14 protein-coding genes are annotated in these 19,309 nt (G+C 62.3%); 3 read left to right on the forward strand and 11 right to left on the reverse strand.

Annotated features, from left to right (window positions below; genetic code table 11):
• Positions 1 to 64: 64 nt before the first annotated feature.
• The 3 genes from ACT01B_RS14990 to ACT01B_RS15000 all read right to left on the reverse strand — a co-directional run bounded on the left by ACT01B_RS14990 (position 65) and on the right by ACT01B_RS15000 (position 4,627).
• The gene (locus tag ACT01B_RS14990) at positions 65 to 1,180 is read right to left on the reverse strand and encodes an OmpA family protein (protein ID WP_445147497.1); all 1,116 of its coding nucleotides are present in this window, start codon (positions 1,178 to 1,180) and stop codon (positions 65 to 67) included.
• A gap of 669 nt (positions 1,181 to 1,849) precedes the next feature.
• The gene (locus tag ACT01B_RS14995) at positions 1,850 to 2,965 is read right to left on the reverse strand and encodes an OmpA family protein (RefSeq protein WP_445144034.1); all 1,116 of its coding nucleotides are present in this window, start codon (positions 2,963 to 2,965) and stop codon (positions 1,850 to 1,852) included.
• Between the two features lie 210 nt (positions 2,966 to 3,175).
• The gene (locus ACT01B_RS15000; protein WP_445144035.1) at positions 3,176 to 4,627 is read right to left on the reverse strand and encodes a bifunctional 2-methylcitrate dehydratase/aconitate hydratase; all 1,452 of its coding nucleotides are present in this window, start codon (positions 4,625 to 4,627) and stop codon (positions 3,176 to 3,178) included.
• 531 nt (positions 4,628 to 5,158) lie between these two features.
• Between ACT01B_RS15000 and acnD the strand changes: the two genes are divergently transcribed.
• From acnD to ACT01B_RS15015, 3 genes are all read left to right on the forward strand, one after another.
• Entirely contained in the window at positions 5,159 to 7,768 is a 2,610-nt protein-coding gene (gene acnD, locus ACT01B_RS15005) for a Fe/S-dependent 2-methylisocitrate dehydratase AcnD (RefSeq protein WP_445144036.1), read from the forward strand.
• Between the two features lie 106 nt (positions 7,769 to 7,874).
• Positions 7,875 to 9,062, forward strand: a complete 1,188-nt coding sequence (gene prpF, locus ACT01B_RS15010; protein ID WP_445144037.1) for a 2-methylaconitate cis-trans isomerase PrpF — start codon at positions 7,875 to 7,877, stop codon at positions 9,060 to 9,062.
• Positions 9,063 to 9,312: 250 nt separating this feature from the next.
• The gene (locus ACT01B_RS15015; protein ID WP_445147498.1) at positions 9,313 to 9,996 is read left to right on the forward strand and encodes a TerC family protein; all 684 of its coding nucleotides are present in this window, start codon (positions 9,313 to 9,315) and stop codon (positions 9,994 to 9,996) included.
• Positions 9,997 to 10,091: 95 nt separating this feature from the next.
• Here ACT01B_RS15015 and ACT01B_RS15020 read toward each other — a convergent pair whose 3' ends face one another.
• The 8 genes from ACT01B_RS15020 to prpE all read right to left on the reverse strand — a co-directional run bounded on the left by ACT01B_RS15020 (position 10,092) and on the right by prpE (position 19,201).
• Entirely contained in the window at positions 10,092 to 11,387 is a 1,296-nt protein-coding gene (locus ACT01B_RS15020) for an acetate kinase (protein ID WP_445144038.1), read from the reverse strand.
• A gap of 343 nt (positions 11,388 to 11,730) precedes the next feature.
• Positions 11,731 to 12,288, reverse strand: a complete 558-nt coding sequence (locus ACT01B_RS15025; protein ID WP_445144039.1) for a hypothetical protein — start codon at positions 12,286 to 12,288, stop codon at positions 11,731 to 11,733.
• Between the two features lie 49 nt (positions 12,289 to 12,337).
• Entirely contained in the window at positions 12,338 to 13,024 is a 687-nt protein-coding gene (locus ACT01B_RS15030; protein WP_445144040.1) for a C39 family peptidase, read from the reverse strand.
• Positions 13,021 to 13,416 (reverse strand): hypothetical protein, encoded by a 396-nt coding sequence (locus ACT01B_RS15035; protein WP_445144041.1) that lies wholly within the window; start codon positions 13,414 to 13,416, stop codon positions 13,021 to 13,023. The genes ACT01B_RS15030 and ACT01B_RS15035 overlap by 4 nt, the downstream gene beginning before the upstream one ends.
• Before the next feature lie 168 nt (positions 13,417 to 13,584).
• Entirely contained in the window at positions 13,585 to 14,448 is an 864-nt protein-coding gene (locus tag ACT01B_RS15040) for a hypothetical protein (protein ID WP_445144042.1), read from the reverse strand.
• Positions 14,449 to 14,895: 447 nt separating this feature from the next.
• Complete coding sequence (gene prpC / locus ACT01B_RS15045) at positions 14,896 to 16,041, reverse strand: bifunctional 2-methylcitrate synthase/citrate synthase (RefSeq protein ID WP_445144043.1); 1,146 nt, start codon at positions 16,039 to 16,041, stop codon at positions 14,896 to 14,898.
• A gap of 75 nt (positions 16,042 to 16,116) precedes the next feature.
• Positions 16,117 to 17,004, reverse strand: coding sequence for a methylisocitrate lyase (gene prpB, locus ACT01B_RS15050; protein WP_445144044.1), 888 nt, complete (start codon positions 17,002 to 17,004; stop codon positions 16,117 to 16,119).
• A 301-nt stretch (positions 17,005 to 17,305) separates the two neighbouring features.
• On the reverse strand, positions 17,306 to 19,201 hold the full coding sequence (gene prpE, locus ACT01B_RS15055; RefSeq protein WP_445147499.1) for a propionate--CoA ligase: 1,896 nt from the start codon (positions 19,199 to 19,201) through the stop codon (positions 17,306 to 17,308).
• Positions 19,202 to 19,309 lie beyond the last annotated feature (108 nt).

The raw sequence follows: 19,309 nt of genomic DNA on the forward strand, positions 1-19,309 counted from the left end.
CTATGTCGACAAAAAAGAAAAGCCCGGCATAAGCCGGGCTTTTCGGTACGGCTTTACAGGTCGATTACTGCTTGACCTGCAGCTCCGTACGACGGTTACGGGCGCGGCCGGTATCCGTGTCGTTGGTGTCGATCGGGTTGTTCTTGCCGAAACCGATCGGACCTTCCAGGCGGTCGGCAGCGATGCCGTGCATGGTCAGGTAGTCGAACACGATCTTCGCGCGACGCTCGGACAACGCCTGGTTGTACTCGGCGGTGCCGACGTTGTCGGTGTGGCCGGCAACGGTCACGTGCACCTGCGGGTAACGCTGCAGGGTGTCGACAGCCTGATCCAGGATCGCGAGCGAGTCAGCGGTCGGCTCGGCCAGCGCCTTGCGGATGTCCGCCTCGCCCTTCTTCGGACGGTCGAACTTGAAGTTCACGCCGCGCAGGTCGATGACGACCTTTTGCGGGCAACCGTCAGGACCGACGATCGTGCCTTCCGGCAGATCCGGGCACTTGTTGTCGCACAGGTTCACGCCGTTGCGGAACTGCTTGGAGCAATCCGGAGCAGCCGGTGCCGGTGCGGGAGCTGCGACCGGAGCGGCGGCCGGCTCACCGAAGCGCGACACGATGCTGACGCCGAGGAACACGTCGCCGTAGCCGTTCTTGTTCGGCTGGGTCTTGTCGTCCCAGTCATAACGGTAACCGGCTTCGACGCGCAGGTCGGTGCTGTCGGTGACGGTCTTCGAGATGCCTGCACCCAGCTCAGCAGCCGGTGCCCAGCCGTTGTCGACCGCGTTCTGATGCTGGCTGCCCATCACGCCTGCGAGCAGGTACGGGCGCCATGCGGTCCATTCGCCGAAGTAGTAGCGAGCGGTCACGCCGTAGTTGTTGTTTGCCCAGCGATTCTGCAGCGCCGCGTTGCCGTCGACGGTGCGCTTCGTGCGATCGACGAACAGATCGATCGAGACGTTCGGAGCAATGAAGCGACCAACGCCCAGGCCATAATAGAACTGGCGGCTGTTGGTGTTGCGATCGGTATCGTTGTAGTAGCCGCCCACGGTCGGAGCGATATACCAGCGACCATCGTAGCTCGGCGTGGTCGTGGTGGTAGCACCGGCAGTGTTGTCTTGTGCGTGAACGGCACCTACGCCGCCCAGGGCCAGGGCAATCATGAAGTACAAGCCCTTACGATTCATCATCTGGTGTCTCCTAGTTATTGGTATTCGCGTCCATTCCACCCCAGACGGAAATCGCGCGTCTAAAACAAACTTCACCATCCAGGGATTTGTGTCATCCCTTTGCTTCACGCCTCGATCAAAAAAAATTCACGGGATCGTGAGCGCGGCGGAGTGTAGCAAAATCGTTAAGCGCATCGCACGCAATGCGAGACGTCGTTGGTGAACTGAGGTTCAGACAAGCGTATTTGCGTGCGCCGCGATCATGTTGATCACTGCGACAAAGTGTCGCTACCTATCGCTTGCTATTCGCACGATAGCGATCACCACATGCGACTTGTCATACGCACGACGTCGATGAAAAACCTGATGTGCCATGGCATGCGGGCATCATCGACGAAGAAAATCTGCGCGTGTTGCGTAGGCCATCGGCAACGATGTCGTTGCTCGCCCACATGCGCGACGTCGACCATCGCGCAGGGTTTGCCTCGGCACGCGCGCAACAGCTACAGAAAAAAACCACGGACGAAGCGCACGAATCCTACAAAGAGATGCGTATGAAGCTGACGAAGTGTAGCCATTGCCGTGCGCGCGACCTTCGCTTGAGCGATAGCGCACAGCGTGCGCAGTCAGGCAAAAAAAAGAGCCCGGCGATGCCGGGCTCTCCCTCGAACTTTACCGTCAGTCCGATTACTGCTGAACGTCCAGCTCCGTACGACGATTGCGAGCGCGACCTTCGGCCGTGTCGTTGGTGTCGATCGGCTTGGTCAAGCCATAACCCACCGGAGGATCGAGGCGGCTCTGGTCGATGCCGTGAGCGATCAGGTAGTCGTACACGATCTTCGCACGACGCTCCGACAGGCTCTGGTTGTACTCGGCCGTACCGACATTGTCGGTGTGGCCAGCCACCAGCACGCGCACCTGCGGGTAACGCTTCAGGGTATCAACCGTCTGATCGAGGATCGCCAACGAGTCCTGGGTCGGCTCAGCCAGCGACGGCCCGATGTTCGTCTCTTTCTTCTTCGGACGATCGAACTTGAAGTTCACACCGCGCAGATCGATCACCACCTTCTGCGGGCAACCATCCGGACCGACGATCGTGCCTTCCGGCAGATCCGGACACTTGTTGTCGCACAGGTTCACGCCGTTGCGGAACTGCTTGGAGCAATCCGGCGGCGGCGGCGGCGCCGCAACCACGGGCGCAGCGGCCGGCTCGCCGAAGCGAGACACGATGCTGACGCCGAGGAACGAGTCGCCATAACCGTTCCTGTTCCGCAGGGTCGTGTTGTCCCAGTCATAGCGGTAGCCACCTTCGACGCGGAAGTCGGTGCTGTCGGTGATCGTCTTGGACAGACCCACGCCTACTTCAGCTGCCGGCGACCAACCGTTACTGATCTGCGTGATGTGCTGGCTACCCATGACACCACCCAACAAATACGGGCGCCAAGCGTTCCAATCCAGGAAATAGTAGCGGGCGGTCACGCCGTAGTTGTTGTTGGACCAACGACCGCCACCCAAGCTCGAATCAATGGTTCGCTTGGTGCGATCCGCAAAGAAGTCGAGCGAGAAGTTGGGCGAGAAGAACCGACCAACGCCCAGGCCATAGTAGAACTGAGTGCTGTTGGTGTTGCGTTTGTGGTCGTTGTAGTAGCCACCGACCGTGGGGGCTATATACCAGCGACCGTCATAGCTCGACGTTGGGGTCGTTGGGGTCGGCGTGGAGCTGGAAGTGTTGTCCTGTGCATGAGCGGCACCGGCGCCGCCCAGGACGAGGGCAATAAGAATGTATAGGCCCTTACGTTTCATCAGGTGTCTCCTCGTTTATTGGTGTGCGCGTCCGTTCACCCCAGACGGGAATTACATCAGCCGTGGAAACCAACTCCTCTCGAATCCCCGGACATGACTTTAGAACCTATGAAGCCAAAATTACCCGAAACGGGCGCGGAGTAGTTTAGCAAAAATTAAACAATTGCGAATCGACCCCAAACGCCCGTTCATTTTCAGCTCACGCCGTCTTTACAACGTGAAGAAGCCCAGGAATTCCTGAATGGGCATGGCATCCAGCGTGGCTGGGTCAGCCGTGGCCTCAAGAATGGCCTTGACCCGATGGGCTGGCAAGTGGCCGCGCAAAGCCGCCTCGAACTTCTTGAGCAGGACCGGGATACCCTCGGCACGGCGCTTGCGGTGGCCGATCGGGAAGTCGATGGAGACCTTTTCCGTACTGGTGCCGCCCTTGAAGAACACCTGGACCGAGTTGCCGATATAGCGCTTGTCCGGGTCGAAGTAGTCCTGGGTGAACTGCGGATTCTCGCTGACCACCATTTTGTCGCGCAGGGCATCGATGCGCGGGTCGGCGGCTACGCCGTCGCTGTAATCATCGGCGGTGAGACGGCCGAAGATGAGCGGCACGGCCACCATGTACTGGATGCAATGGTCGCGATCGGCATAGTTGGCCAGCGGGCCGGTCTTGTCGATGATGCGGGCACCGGCTTCCTGGGTCTCGATCACCACTTTGTCGATCTGTTCGATCCTGCCGGCGACGGCGCCGTGCAGCCTCATGGCGCACTCCACGGCAGTCTGCGCATGGAATTCCGCCGGGTAGCTGATCTTGAACAGCACATTTTCCATCACGTAGCTGCCGAACGGGCGCTCGAACTCGAACGTCTTGCCCTTGAAGGCCACGTCGTAATAACCCCAGGTCTTGGCACTCAGGGCCGACGGGTAATCCACCACGCCACGGTAGACGGCATTGATGGCATGGGTCACGGCACGACGGCAGGCATCACCGGCAGCCCAGCTCTTGCGCGGGCCGGCATTGGGGGCGTGGCGGTAGGTGCGCAGCGCGCCGTTGTCGATCCAGCTGTGCGACACGGCGGTGACGATCTGCTCCCTGGTGCCGCCCAGCATCGCCGTGGCGACCGCCGTGGAGGCCAGGCGCACCAGGATCACGTGGTCCTGGCCAACGCGGTTGAAGCTGTTCTTCAGCGCGTAGCAACCCTGGATCTCATGCGCCTTGATGGCATACGTCAGCACCTCGCGCACGCTCAGCGGCTTGCCGCCTTCGCGCTCGGGCTTGCGGCTGAGATAGTCAGCCACCGCCAGGATGCTGCCGAGGTTGTCCGACGGATGGCCCCATTCGGCGGCCAGCCAGGTGTCGTTGAAGTCCAGCCAGCGGATCTGCGTGCCGATGGCGAAGGCCGCCTGTACTGGATCCAGCTCGTGACTGGTACCGGGCACGCGGGCACCACCCGGCAAGGTCGCGCCCGGCACGAGCGGACCCAGGTGCTTGACGCACTCGGGGAACTTCATCGCGAGCATCGCGGTACCCAGCGAATCGAGCAGCATGTAGCGCGCGGTGTCGTAGGCCTCGGCCGAGGCGATCTTGTAGTCGATCACGTAATTGGCGATGTCGACCATCGGCTGGTCAGGATCGGGACGCTTGGCGGAACGAATGTCATGCCCACTCATGGGGAGATCTCGCGGCTACGGAAAGAGGAAGATGCTGCCCAGATGGTCTGGACCGATGACCCCACTTGTCGGGAACACGACACTCGGTCGCCTTCGCCAACAACCGGTTTTGCAACGAGTTAGCGCCCGCCAGATGGTGAACGCGCGCCGACCGCCACAGCGTTCGGGCTATTTTGCGCCCCCGCGACACGCGACGGCTACGTCACCCGTCCTAACATGAGCATGCCCCCTTGCCTTAGCTCCGACGCCACTTACAGCACTACGCTGTTCGACTGCCCGCCTCGGGCTTGGCGCCGTGTTCCTGCCGCAGATTCGCGCATCTCCCCCCACCGATCGGGGGGGCGCGAACGCACCCTTCCTCCGGGTCGCGCCCGAGGGGGTGCGTTACAATCACAGGCTGATAGTGCGATTTTTTGGTCGTGCCTTTGTCACGGCGACGCGCGCGGGGTGCCGCTTCCACCCGCCCGGACGCGCGCCGAGTGTCTGGCCTGCGCTCAGCTGAGGCGTTTATCACTAGGGTTCTTGATATTTATGAATACCGTCTACCGCCAATCCCTTCCCGGCACGTCGCTGGACTATTTCGACGCGCGCGCCGCCGTGGAGGCGATCCAGCCGGGCGCCTACGACGCGCTGCCTTATACCTCGCGCGTGCTGGCCGAGAATCTGGTGCGCCGTTGCGATCCGGCGATCCTCACCGAGTCGCTCAAGCAGCTCATCGAGCGCAAGCGCGAGCGCGATTTCCCCTGGTTCCCGGCGCGCGTGGTATGCCATGACATCCTCGGCCAGACGGCCTTGGTCGACCTTGCCGGCCTACGCGACGCGATCGCCGAGCGCGGTGGCGACCCGGCCAAGGTGAACCCGGTGGTGCCGGTGCAGTTGATTGTCGATCACTCACTGGCGGTGGAGTGCGGTGGCTTCGACCCGAATGCGTTCGCCAAGAACCGCGCGATCGAGGATCGCCGCAACGAGGACCGCTTCCACTTCATCGACTGGACCAAGAAGGCGTTCGAGAACGTCGACGTGATCCCGCCGGGCAACGGCATCATGCACCAGATCAACCTGGAGAAGATGTCACCGGTGATCCAGATACAGCAGGATGATAACGGCAAGGGCGTGGCCTATCCCGATACCTGCGTGGGTACCGACAGCCATACGCCGCACGTGGATGCGCTCGGCGTCATCGCCATCGGCGTGGGCGGCCTGGAAGCAGAGAACGTGATGCTCGGCCGTGCCTCGTGGATGCGCCTGCCCGACATCATCGGCGTGGAGCTCACCGGCAAGCGACAGCCCGGCATCACCGCCACCGACATCGTGCTTGAGCTCACCGAGTTCCTGCGCCAGCAGAAGGTGGTCGGCGCGTACCTGGAATTCCGCGGCGAAGGCGCGTCCAGCCTCACCCTGGGCGATCGCGCCACCATCTCCAACATGGCGCCCGAATACGGTGCCACCGCGGCGATGTTCTTCATCGACGGCCAGACCATCGACTACCTGCGCCTCACCGGGCGCAGCGCCGAGCAGATCAAGCTGGTGGAGACCTACGCCAAGGCCGCAGGCCTGTGGGCCGACGCGCTTGCCGCTGCGCAGTACGAGCGCACGCTGACGTTCGACCTGTCCGCGGTGGTACGCAACATGGCGGGCCCGTCCAACCCGCACAAGCGCCTGCCCACGTCCGATCTCGCTGCGCGCGGCATCGCCGGTCAGTGGCAAGAACAGCCAGGCCAGATGCCCGATGGCGCGGTGATCATCGCCGCGATCACCAGTTGCACCAATACCAGCAACCCGCGCAACGTGATCGCAGCGGCGCTGCTGGCGCGCAACGCCAATGCGCGCGGCCTCACGCGCAAGCCGTGGGTGAAGAGCTCGCTCGCGCCCGGGTCAAAGGCGGTGGAGCTGTACCTGAAGGAGGCGAACCTGCTGCCGGAACTGGAGCAGCTCGGCTTCGGCATCGTCGCGTTCGCGTGCACCACCTGCAACGGCATGTCCGGCGCGCTCGATCCGGCGATTCAGCAGGAGATCATCGATCGCGACCTGTACGCCACCGCCGTACTGTCCGGCAACCGCAACTTCGACGGCCGCATCCACCCGTATGCCAAGCAGGCCTTCCTGGCCTCGCCGCCACTGGTGGTGGCTTACGCCATCGCCGGCACCATCCGCTTCGACATCGAGAAGGACGTGCTTGGCGTCGACGCCAACGGCGAACCGGTGATGCTCAAGAACATCTGGCCCAGCGACGAGGAAATCGACGCCGTCGTGTCCGCCAGCGTGAAGCCCGAGCAGTTCCGCAAAGTATACGAGCCGATGTTCGCGCGCAGCGGCCACGCCGGCACGAGCGCTGCGCCGTTGTACGACTGGCGTCCGCAGAGCACTTACATCCGCCGTCCGCCGTACTGGGAGGGCGCCCTCGCGGGCGAGCGCACGCTCAAGGGCATGCGTCCGCTGGCGGTGCTAGGTGACAACATCACCACCGACCACCTGTCGCCGTCCAACGCGATCATGCTCGACAGCGCGGCGGGCGAGTACCTCGCCAAGATGGGCTTGCCGGAAGAGGACTTCAATTCCTACGCGACCCATCGCGGTGATCACCTCACCGCGCAGCGCGCCACCTTCGCCAACCCTACCCTGGTCAACGAGATGGCCGTGGTCGATGGCGAAGTAAAGAAGGGCTCGCTGGCCCGCGTGGAGCCGGAAGGCAAGGTCATGCGCATGTGGGAAGCCATCGAGACCTACATGGACCGCAAGCAGCCGCTGATCATCATCGCCGGTGCCGACTACGGCCAGGGATCGTCGCGCGACTGGGCCGCGAAGGGCGTGCGCCTGGCGGGCGTGGAGGCGATCGCGGCGGAAGGCTTCGAGCGCATCCACCGCACCAACCTGCTCGGCATGGGCGTGCTGCCGCTGGAGTTCAAGCCCAGCACCGATCGCAAGACGCTGGGCATCGACGGCACCGAGACCTTCGACGTGGTCGGCGCACTCACGCCACGCGCGGACCTCACGCTAATCATCCATCGCAAGAACGGCGAGCGCGTCGAGGTACCGGTGACCTGCCGACTGGATACCGCCGAGGAAGTCTCGATCTACGAAGCTGGCGGCGTGCTGCAGCGCTTCGCGCAGGATTTCCTCGAAGCTACGCAGGCGGCCTGACCGCGCGCTGATCCGCAGGACCATGCCACGCGACATGGTCCTGCGCTGGGTGACTTCGCTCGCGTGCGAAGCGAGCGAAGTCCAGTCACCACAGGACAACACATACATGGCACAGCTTCCCCAGATCCGGATTCCCGCCACTTACCTGCGCGGGGGCACCAGCAAGGGCGTGTTCTTCCGCCTTGAGGACCTGCCTGAAGTGGCGCGAGTGCCCGGGGCCGCGCGCGATGCGCTGCTGCAACGCGTGATTGGCAGTCCCGATCCCTACGGCAAGCAGATCGACGGCATGGGCGGCGCCACCTCCAGCACCAGCAAGACGGTGATCGTGTCCGGCAGCAGCCGCCCGGATCATGACGTGGATTACCTGTTCGGCCAGGTGGCCATCGACAAGGCCTTCGTCGACTGGAGTGGCAACTGCGGCAACCTGTCGGCGGCAGTCGGCCCGTTCGCCATCGCAAGTGGCCTGGTCGATCCCGCGCGCGTGCCGCGCGATGGCATCGCCACCGTGCGCATCTGGCAGGCCAATATCGGCAAGACGATCATTGCCCATGTACCGATGACCGACGGCGCAGTGCAGGAAACCGGCGACTTCGAGCTGGACGGCGTGACCTTCCCCGCCGCCGAAGTGCAGCTGGAATTCATGGATCCGGCCGCCGAGGAAGAAGATGGCAGCGGTGCGGCAATGTTCCCCACCGGGCATCTCATCGATGACCTGGAGGTGCCCGGCATCGGCACGCTCAAGGCGACCATGATCAACGCCGGCATTCCCACCATCTTCGTCGAGGCCTCCGCGATCGGCTACACCGGCACCGAGCTGCAGGACGCCATCAACAGCGACGCCAAGGCGCTGGCGATGTTCGAGACCATTCGCGCGCACGGCGCGCTGCGCATGGGCCTGATTGGCTCGCTCGACGAGATCGCCACGCGCCAGCACACGCCCAAGGTGGCCTTCGTCGCCAGGCCGGCCGATTACGTCGCGTCGAGTGGCAAGGCCGTGGCGGCGGGCGACATCGACCTGCTCGTGCGCGCGATGTCGATGGGCAAGCTGCATCACGCCATGATGGGAACGGCGGCGGTGGCCATCGGCACCGCAGCGGCCATTCCAGGCACGCTGGTGAATATCGCGGCAGGCGGTGGTGAGCGCCAGGCGGTACGTTTTGGCCATCCGTCAGGAACGTTGCGGGTGGGCGCAGAGGCGGTGCTGGTTGACGGTACGTGGACCGTCACCAAGGCGGCCATGAGCCGCAGCGCGCGCGTGCTGATGGAAGGCTGGGTGCGGGTGCCTGCGGGGTGAACACTGCTCGCTTCCGCCACGGCGGCGTGACTTGACTGGCAACGCTGGCGACATCGACAATGCTTAGATACTGATCCCAAAAGGGAGTAGTTCCGGATACGGATTTTTCTGTATCTATGCAGTGGTCGTCATCACGAGCGGAACCCCGCTCCGGTCACTGCGGCGGCTCTGCCGCGAACGAGACTTTTGCAGGCATGACGGGCCGCGCGTGTCCGTCGTTTCTGCAATGTCCACGCGCAGGGACCCCACGATGGACTTCTTCAGCACCGATTTTCTCTCTGGCCTGCTCGCCATCATTCTGCTTGATCTTGTGCTGGCCGGCGATAACGCCATTGTCATCGCACTGGCCGCGCGCAACCTGCCACGGCAGGTTCAAAAAAAGGCGGTTCTTTGGGGCACCGTCGGCGCGGTCGCGGTGCGACTGGCGCTCACCGGTGTGGTCGTCTACCTGTTGGAGCTGCCCGGCCTGATGCTGGCGGGTGGTCTGCTGTTGATGCCGATTGCGTGGAAGCTGCTGCAACCGGAGGCGAAACCCGCGCACTCGGTCGGTCCCGCCCACAGCTTCTGGACGGCCATGCGCACCATCATCATTGCTGACGCGCTCATGGGCCTCGACAACGTCCTTGCCATTGCCGGCGCCGCAGATGGGCAAATGGTGCTGGTCGCCATCGGCCTGGCCATCAGCGTGCCGCTGGTGGTGTGGGGCTCGTCGCTGATTTTGCGCCTGATCGAGCGCTTCCCGGTCATTATTTACATCGGCGCCGCAGCCATTGCATGGACGTCCGCGCGCATGATCACCGAAGACCACTGGGTGTCCCCGTGGTTCGAAGAGCATGCCTGGGCCGGATGGGCGCTCAGCGCGCTGCTGGTCACCGCTGTCTGCCTGGGCGGCTGGCTGGCGCAACGCAAACAGGCACGCCTCAACCAAGCTTGAGGCGAAGTCACCCGACAGGCGACACTGGAGAGCTTCACCAGTCCAAGGGGACAGCCCCACCACGTTTCACCGCTCGTCGGAGCGGTGAGTACGTCCTAGTACATCATTGGCACGCGCACGGTGACCGTCGCATCCGGCGTATCGCGCGTCACGCCCACACCCAGAGTGAAGTTGAGTGTGCGTTTGTCGGTCATGCGCCATGAGCCGCCGATCAACAGCGTGCCGAGCACGGTTTTTACCGAGCCAGGCACGGTCTTGTTGTTCTGCTTGGTTACGCCGACAAAGCTCTGGTCATAACCGATACTAAGCGAAGCCTTCTCGTTGAGCGACAGGCCCATGCCGATACTGACATCGGCTATGTCACCCTCCGAAATATTGCCCAGAAACTCCTTGCCCTGCAGCAAGACGGTTCGACTGACGTTGTTGCGCGGGAAGTTGTGCAGGTAGCTCAGGTTGCCGAAGAACACCACGGGATCGGACGGATACAGCCAGGTCACGCCCGGCTGCAGCGCATAGAAACCCGAGCCGGTCGGCTGCTGCAATGGCAGGCCGGTGCCTGTTGCCTGGAGGTTCGTCTGGTCCAGCCCATTGATCACACTTTCCACGCAGCGCTGTATGCAGTCGGTGGTGACTTCGAACGGGTCCTTGCCGGTGCGGGATTTGAAGCGCAGCCAGCCCACATAGAACGCCTTGTCCGGACCGCCCACGTTGATCTGGTAGCGTGCCGTCGCTTCGACATCGCCGATTCCATTGCCGCTGGATCCAAAGGCCACATCGGTCGCTGAGCCGGTGAAGATTTCGCGACTCACCGTGTCGGTATGTTGGTAGACATACGGCACGCGCACCTCGACTTCCAGCCGATTGGTGATGCCGTAGCGCACAGCCAACGCGCCCGTCTGGGTGGTGGTCTTGACCTGGCGCGCGTCGATAAGGCCAATAAGAATGGCGGGAATCACCGTGTAACCGACCAGTGCGACGCGATTAGCGGAGGAGTACTCGAATTGGTAGGCCGGCTCGATAACGAACTTGCCCTTTGGCGTGAGCACGCCAGGTTGTTGGAAGATAGGCGCGACCTCGGGCGGACGCGTATCAGCCTTGGGTGCCTCACCGACGGGTTGTTGACCTGACCTACCGGATGACTGCTGATCGGCCGACGGTGCATTGGACGCCAATGCCTGGCCAGCCGGCATCGGTAGCGCCGACGCACCGGGTCCGCCCGCCGAAATGCTGCCCGCACGCTGCTTGTCCAGCTCATCCATGCCCACCGCGTGCCGCAACGCCTGGTAGTCGGCTTCCTGCGCCGCCAGAGCGCGCTTCATCGCATCGAGCTGGTCGATCTGCGCGGTGATCTGGCTGCGCATCGCGTCGATGCGCTCGCCCTGCTCCGCCACTCTCTTGCGAACATCGTCCGCACTTAAACCGCCCGCTGATGGAGGGGGCGATGATGCCGCTGCTGCTCCATCGGGTAGAGTCGCCGGGACCTGTTGTGTTGTCGCGGGCGGTTGCGTTGTCGGGACCTGCTGCGGCCCCGCGCTCTGTTGCGCCGCGACTGGAGCTCCGAGTGCCACCAAGCCTGCGCACCCGGCCGACCATAGGTATCGCCACGCTGCGTATCGCATCATGCTTCCTTATGATTCTGTGACTAAGGTCGAAGGAGTGCGAGCGCGCCGCAGCCAATGGCCGCGGCGTCCGGATGCGAAGCAAAGGCCTCCGATATGGCGCATCCCATGGCGATCAATGCCCCAAAGATTGCAGCTGGGTCTGTTGCAACGCGTTCTGAAAATTCGCCTGTCGGAATACGTTCAGAGAATTGACCGCAGCGTTGAGTGTGGTGATGCTCTGGATGTTCTGTTTGTTCAGTGTGTTCTGGATGACAGTCGCGGCTGAGGTTTGCCCCAACGCCGAAGGGTCGAACGTATTGTTCGGACCTATCTGGGTCAGTGAAACCGAGTTGAGCGCGGAATTCATCGCAGCAGCCTGCGTCGTGGTGATATGGGCGATATCGGGGATGTTGAAGCTGGTCGACGTGACAAGATTGCCGTTGACGTACACGGCGCGATCGATGCCGAACGACGCCACCAGTCCGTTGCCCATGTCGAAGCCACCTCGCATGTCGTCCAGTGTTTCAGCACTGACGGGAGTCCAGCCAGCCACATCGTTGTTGCTGGCGGAATCGCTGACGGGCGCAGCTGCGACTTGGGAAAGCGCCTGCGAGGATGCTGGAGGTGTCGTCGACAACGGCACGGTGTCTTGCGCCAGCGCACCGTGAATCCAGGGGCTGCCGGCCAGCAAAACCGTGCTCACGCAAATGACACGGGTGATCGGTTTCATCGCCATGCCCTCAGAGGTCGTCCGGCCCGCGTTTGGGCATCACAAGGTTGAAGAGACCGCTGCGATCGATGCCGGTGCTCAACGGCGCCAAAGGAGCCACTTTCCAGTCGTTTTGGCTGTTGAAAACAGCCAGATTGCGCCGATTGTGGATCACGAAGAGCAGTCCGTTCTTCCACAGCGTCATGAATTGATCGACCGGTATGATGCGCGTACCGCGCGCGGGATCGCCGACGAGCACGCGATCATTGCGCATGCCCTTGATCACCACGAAGTGGTGATAACCCTTTTCGTCGATCAGCACGATAGCCGGAAGATTTTCCTTCTCGAGCCGGTCGAGTGGCACCTTGAAGCCATCGGCCTCAAAACCATTGGCACCAAGGAAGCGCTTGATGTCCAGCAGGGAAAATCCTTCCTTGTTGATCTTGGCCTGGTTGCCATTCGTATACATCTGCTCGAACGCGGCCTGCTCGTTCACTGGATACCCGTATTGGTAGGTAAGCAAGGTGGCCACCGCGGCCGAGCCGCAGCTGAAATCGTACTTCTGGTGGATGGTGCTCTTGTAACGAGCCTCCTTAAGGCTCGTTAGATGCACCGTGTAGGTATTGCCCTGTCCGCCGATCACGCCAACCGGCGTGGATGCCTGGCTTCCCAATGGCAGCGCCACGATCAAAGTCAGTAGCGCCGCCCGCTTGTTCATGGTTTGAATTGCACGTTGAGGACGGTAGCGTTCTGGATCAACACATTGCTGCCCGAGTTCTGTATCACCACGGGAACGCCAGCCTCACCGGCGAAGGCATTTCCGTTGATGATGTTGTCGCCAGAATAGACATGGCTGGCACTGTCGTTGCTGACTGTGCCCGTGAGATTGGTATTCTGCAGGACCAATTCAGTACCGCCGCTCATGCCAGCAAGCGTCGAGTTGTCTACGCCCTGGCCAAGATCGTTGGCGGCCGCTGCTCCCTCGACGCGAGCCGCAGCAACATAAACGCCAATCGATGAGCTGGGACCATCGGCGATGTAGGCGGGCGGTATATTCGCGTCTTCCGCACAGACAGCTGCAGACACAGACAGTAGGCCGAACGCCGACAAGCTAAGCATCCGATTTAAGGATCGCACGGCAATCTCTCCCTGCGGGTGTATTACACCGATGCATGGATCCCGACTCATGTCGACATCCTCCCGAACGATTGTTTACGTGTGCTTCTGCGGTCGTGCACGGCGGAACGCAAGCGCCCCGCCGTGCAAGACCCTCGTCACTCAGTGAACGGTCAGATTTGCCTGAACAGTTACACCTTGCTGGATCAAGGCTGCCGCACCGCTGTTCTGCGCCAGGAGCGAGATACCCGCCGCTGCAGCTGCTGAGCCGCTCATGGTGTTGGACATGTTGAAGGTGCCTGCAGTGGTGTCGATCGTGCCGCCCGCGGCACCCGAGCCACCCGAGCCACCCGAGCCTGAGCCGCCCGTGCCGCTACCACCAGCACCGCCGGCCGCACCTGCACCACCCGCAGCCATGGACGCACCACTGGTGCCGCCCGTGGCCGTGGCAACGCCACTGGTACCGGTCCCCGCACCCGCACTACCTGCGCCACCCGGCCCTGCGCCACCGGCGCCCGAGGTGTCGTTACCGCCGGTTGCGGAGCCGGAGCCATGGTTGTGATTGTGGCTGTTGGCGTTACCCGAACTACCGCCCGACCCGTCACCGCCGGCCGCGGCACTTAGGCCACCAGCATCACCCGACGAGGCACCCGAGCCACCGGCCCTGCCGCTGTGTGAATGCGCGTCACCGCCATCACCGCCGGAGCCGCCCCTTCCACCGTCGCCGCTGCCGCCACGGCCATCGCCGCCGCTGCCACCCCTACCACCGTTGGCATTGCCCCAATTCTGTGCGTTATTGCCGATGCCCGATACCGATAGATTGGTCACGGCGCCGTCCAACGTGGTGTTGGCAGCGACGGAACTGGTATTGAACGAGTCCGTGACCGTGGCAAGGATCGACGTATCGTTGTTGGTGTTGTGGATGTCGCCGGAACCACTGTTGGTGTTGGTGTTGTTACCTGCAAATGCGGGGAGGGCCAAACCCAGTCCCAGCACTATCGCGGTTGCTATTAGAGTCTTACGCATAGTCATTACTCCTGGAACGATGCGGTGACCCCCTGTGTTGCTGGAGTTGTCGACCCAGCACAACATCATCGCAACATGCGTGCCACCGGGCCGATGACCGTGTTCACCTCCGTGATGTCCTAGAAATCAGTGGCTTGGAAGGACTCTTGGCGATCGAATCTGGGTTTGGTCAGGCTGTAACGAACAGCAACTGATTCATGCCCGTTACACCGTAAATCCGCGAATCGCGAATATGGCTCGAATCGCTCGACCGTAGCGATCGGCAAAACAATGCATTGCGACACATTGCGAACAACTTTCGTTGCATGAGATCGGGTGTATCAAGCGCGTTACACCAGTGCACACAAAATGATAGCAATGTCGTACAGGGTCCTGAACCTAAACGAAAGACCGAAAAAAAAAGGGAGCCAAGAGCTCCCTTTTCTTCGACATCGAATCGGCGTGAAATCAGCGCTTTTCGATCGGCACGTAGACCTGGTCTTCCGGCCCGATGTAGTTCGCGCTGGGGCGGATGATCTTGCCATCCTCACGTTGCTCGATCACATGGGCGCTCCAGCCGGACGTACGCGCAATGACGAACAGCGGCGTGAACATGGCGGTCGGCACGCCCATCATGTGATACGCGCTGGCCGAGAACCAATCGAGATTGGGGAACATTTTCTTTTGTTCCCACATCAGCTTCTCGATCTTCTCGGACACATCGAACAGCGTCGGATTGCCTCCCTCGGTGCAAAGCTTGCGTGAAACTTCCTTGATGATCTCGTTACGCGGATCGGACACGGTGTAAACCGGGTGGCCGAAACCGATGATGATTTCCTTGCGCTCCACGCGGGCGCGGATGTCGGCTTCCGCTTCTGCCGCGTTGCGGTAACGCGCGATGATCTCCATCGCCACTTCGTTGGCGCCACCGTGCTTCGGGCCACGCAGCGCGCCAATGGCACCGGTGAGGGCCGAATACATGTCCGAACCGGTGCCGGCGATGACTCGTGCGGTGAAGGTGGACGCATTGAACTCGTGCTCGGCGTACAGCACCAGCGACTTGTCCAGCGAATGCGCATGCAGTTCGCTGGGTCTCTTGCCATGCAACAAATGCAGGAAGTGCGCGGCGATCGACTCGTCTTCGGTTTCTGTCTCGATGCGCTTGCCGTTGTGGCTGTAATGGAACCAGTACAGCAGCATCGAACCGAAGCTCGCCATCAGGCGGTCGGCAATATCACGCGCGCCGGTGAGGTTATGGTCGTCCTTCTCCGGCAGCACGGTGCCGAGCACCGAGCAACCCGTACGCATCACGTCCATCGGATGGGTGGCGGCCGGCAGCAGCTCCAGCGCGCTCTTTACGGGCGCCGGCAGGCCGCGCAGACGCTTGAGCTTGGCGCGGTAGGCATTCAGTTCCGCCCAGTTCGGCAGCGCGCCGTACACCAGCAGGTACGCGACTTCCTCGAAGCAACCCTTGGCCGCCAAGTCGTGGATGTCATAACCGCGATAGTGCAGATCGTTACCGCTGCGGCCCACCGTGCAAAGCGCCGTGTTGCCAGCGGTTACGCCGGACAGGGCGACGGATTTCTTCGGCTTGGGAAGGGTTTGCTCAGTCATTCGGTACATCTCCTGAAGACGCGTGCAACTTCAAACGTAGGCGACAGCGAGCTGCCGCGTGGATCCATGGGACGATCAGCTCTTCTTGGAAAAAAGCTCGTCCAGGCGGCGCTCGTACTCGTGATAACCGATGCGGTCGTACAGCTCTTCGCGCGTCTGCATGCTGTCGATGACATTGCGCTGGTGACCGTCGCGGCGAATCGCGGTGTAGACGTTTTCGGCCGCCTTGTTCATGGCCCGGAACGCCGATAAGGGATAAAGCACGATGCCGACACCGGCCGTGGCCAACTCTTCCACGCTGAACAGCGGCGTCTGGCCGAACTCGGTGATATTGGCCAGCACCGGCACCTTCACCGCGTCGACAAAACGGCGGTAGGTCGGCAGGTCGTAGGCCGCCTCGGCGAAGATGCCGTCGGCACCGGCTTCGACGCAGGCAATGGCCCGCTCAATCGCCGCATCCACGCCATCCACGGCGATCGCGTCGGTGCGGGCAATCAGGAAGAAATCCGCATCGGTCTTGGCATCGGCGGCAGCCTTCACGCGGTCGGCCATCTCGCCCACCGGCACGATTTCCTTACCGGGGCGATGGCCACAGCGCTTAGCGCCGACCTGGTCTTCGATATGGCAGGCCGCCGCACCGAACTTGATCAGGCTCTTGACCGTGCGCGCAATATTGAAAGCGCTCGGACCGAAGCCGGTATCGATGTCCACCATCAGTGGCAGATCGCATACGTCGGTGATGCGGCGCACGTCAGTGAGCACGTCGTCCAGCGTATTGATGCCAAGATCAGGCAGACCCAACGAACCGGCGGCCACACCGCCGCCCGACAGGTAGATGGCGCGATAGCCTGCCCGCTTGGCGAGCAAGGCGTGGTTCGCGTTGATGGCGCCGATCACCTGCAAGGGGTGTTCAGCCGCCAGAGCCGCGCGAAACTTCGCGCCGGGGGATGCGATCTGGGCCATGGAACCTCCGCGTTAAAACATCGATTTTAGCGCACCGTGTGTGCAAACCCTGTTGCGCGGCAGCATGAAATGTTTCGAACGCTGCATGCGCTAAACGTGGCTCGTGGCGCTCATCTTTTCTCCCCGAGGGGAGCCCCGAAGGCCTTCCCCGTGGGAGAGCAGAGATTGGGATGAAGGGTGGGTACTCGCGGCGGAGCCGAAAGCAAAACCAAGCCAGCTTCGAACCGTCGCGATCGCCAGATTGGCGTCCGACCCTGCCCTCCGCCCCCCCAAAAAAGGAGAGGGAAACAAATGCAACAGTTCAGCTACCTTGGTCCGGGCCGCGCTCCAGTGCTCGCCGAACCTCGTCCAGCGCGCCTGGGTCGTCCAGTGTCGAGAGATCGCCCGGATCAGTGTGCTGCACCAGCGCCTGCAACGAACGTCGCAGCAGCTTGCCGGAACGCGTCTTGGGCAGCGCGTTCACCACATACACCCGCGCGGGCTTCGCCACGCCGCCGAGTTGTTCGACCACGCGCTGCTGCATCGCCTTCGCCACGACGCTCAGCTCTTCCGTGACACCCTGCTTGAGCGTGGCGAATACCACAGGCACTTGCCCCTTCAGATCGTCATGTACGCCTACGACGGCGACTTCCGCGCACGCCGGATGGGTGGACACCGACTCCTCGATTTCACGGCTGCCCAGGCGATGGCCGGCGACATTGATGACGTCGTCGGTGCGGCCAAGAATGGTCGTATAGCCGTTCTCGTCGCGTATCGCCCAGTCCAGCGAGCTATAGAGCAGCTCGTTGAAGTGGCTGAAATAGCTATTGACGTAACGGTCGTCGTCGCCCCACACGGTGCTCAGGCAACCCGGCGGCAACGGCGGCACGAAAACCAGGACACCCTTCTGGTTGGGCGGCAGTTCCTCGCCCGTGCCCTCGTCGATCACCTTCATGCGATAGCCAGGACTGGGCAGCCCTGGCGAACCGAACTTTATGGGTTTGAGATCCAGCCCTGGCATCAGGGTGATGGCGGGCCAGCCGGTCTCCGTCTGCCAGTAGTTGTCGATCACCGGCACACCGAGGCCTTCGGTAATCCAATGCGCCGTGGGCTCGTCCAAGGGCTCGCCGGCAACGAACAACCACTTGAGCCGCGACAGGTCGTACTTCTTCAGCCAGCTGGCGTCCTGCTTCTTCAGCACGCGAATGGCGGTGGGGGACGAGAACATGGCACGCACGCTGTAGCGCTCGCACAGCTGCCACCAGATGCCCGGATCGGGCTGGCTCGGCAGTCCTTCATACAGCAGTGAGGTTGCGCCACCGATCAGCGGTGCGTAAACGTTGTAGGAATGACCCACCGCCCAGCCCACGTCGGAGGTGGAGAACATCACCTGCCCCGGCGCGACGTCGAAGATCGTGGTGATCGACATCGCCATCGCTACCGCATAACCGCCGACATCACGCTGGATGCCCTTGGGCTTGCCGGTGGTACCCGAGGTATAGAGCAGATAACTGGGCTCGTTCGATTCCAGCCAGGTGACGGGCACTTCCATGCCTTCATACGAGGCACGCAAACTGGCGTAGTCAAGATCGCGCCCGGCGATGCGCGTCATTTGCGGATCGAGTCCCCGATCGACCAACAGTACGTGGGCCGGCTGATACCGCGCCTCTTCGAGCGCCGCGTCGACCAGCGGCTTGTAGGGAAAGACCTTGCCGCCACGCATGCCGGCGTCCGTTGCGATCACCAATTTGGGCTGTGCGTCGTCGATGCGCAACGCCAGGTTATGCGCCGCGAATCCGCCGAATACCACGGAGTGAATGGCACCGATGCGCGCGCAGGCCAGCATCGCAAATACCGCTTCGGCGATGTTCGGCATATAGACGACGACGCGATCGCCCTTGCCCACACCGAGCGAACCAAGCACCGCTGCGAAGGTATTCACCTCGCGATAAAGGTCGCGATAGGTGAGCTCGCGCGTGATGCCGGTTTCGGTAGAGATGGCGACGAGCGCGAGCTGCCCGCCGCGCTCGGACACGTGGCGGTCGACGGCGTTGAAGCAGAGATTGGTGGTGCCGCCGACAAACCACTGGCGAAAGGGCGGATGGGAGGCGTCGAGAATCTGCCGTGGCGGCGTATGCCAATAAATCCGTCGCGCCTGTTCGGCCCAGAACAGCTCGGGCTGCTCCACCGACTGCCTATAAAACTCCTCGTAGCGCATCGCTCCACCCTGCTCGATCAACCCATGATCCAGGCCAGCCTAGATCAGCAGCGCGAAGCGGGCCTTGCGACCTTGGTCGAGGCTGGGGCGGCGGTCGATCCGGCGATG

Source organism: Dyella sp. Tek66A03, assembly GCF_052567735.1.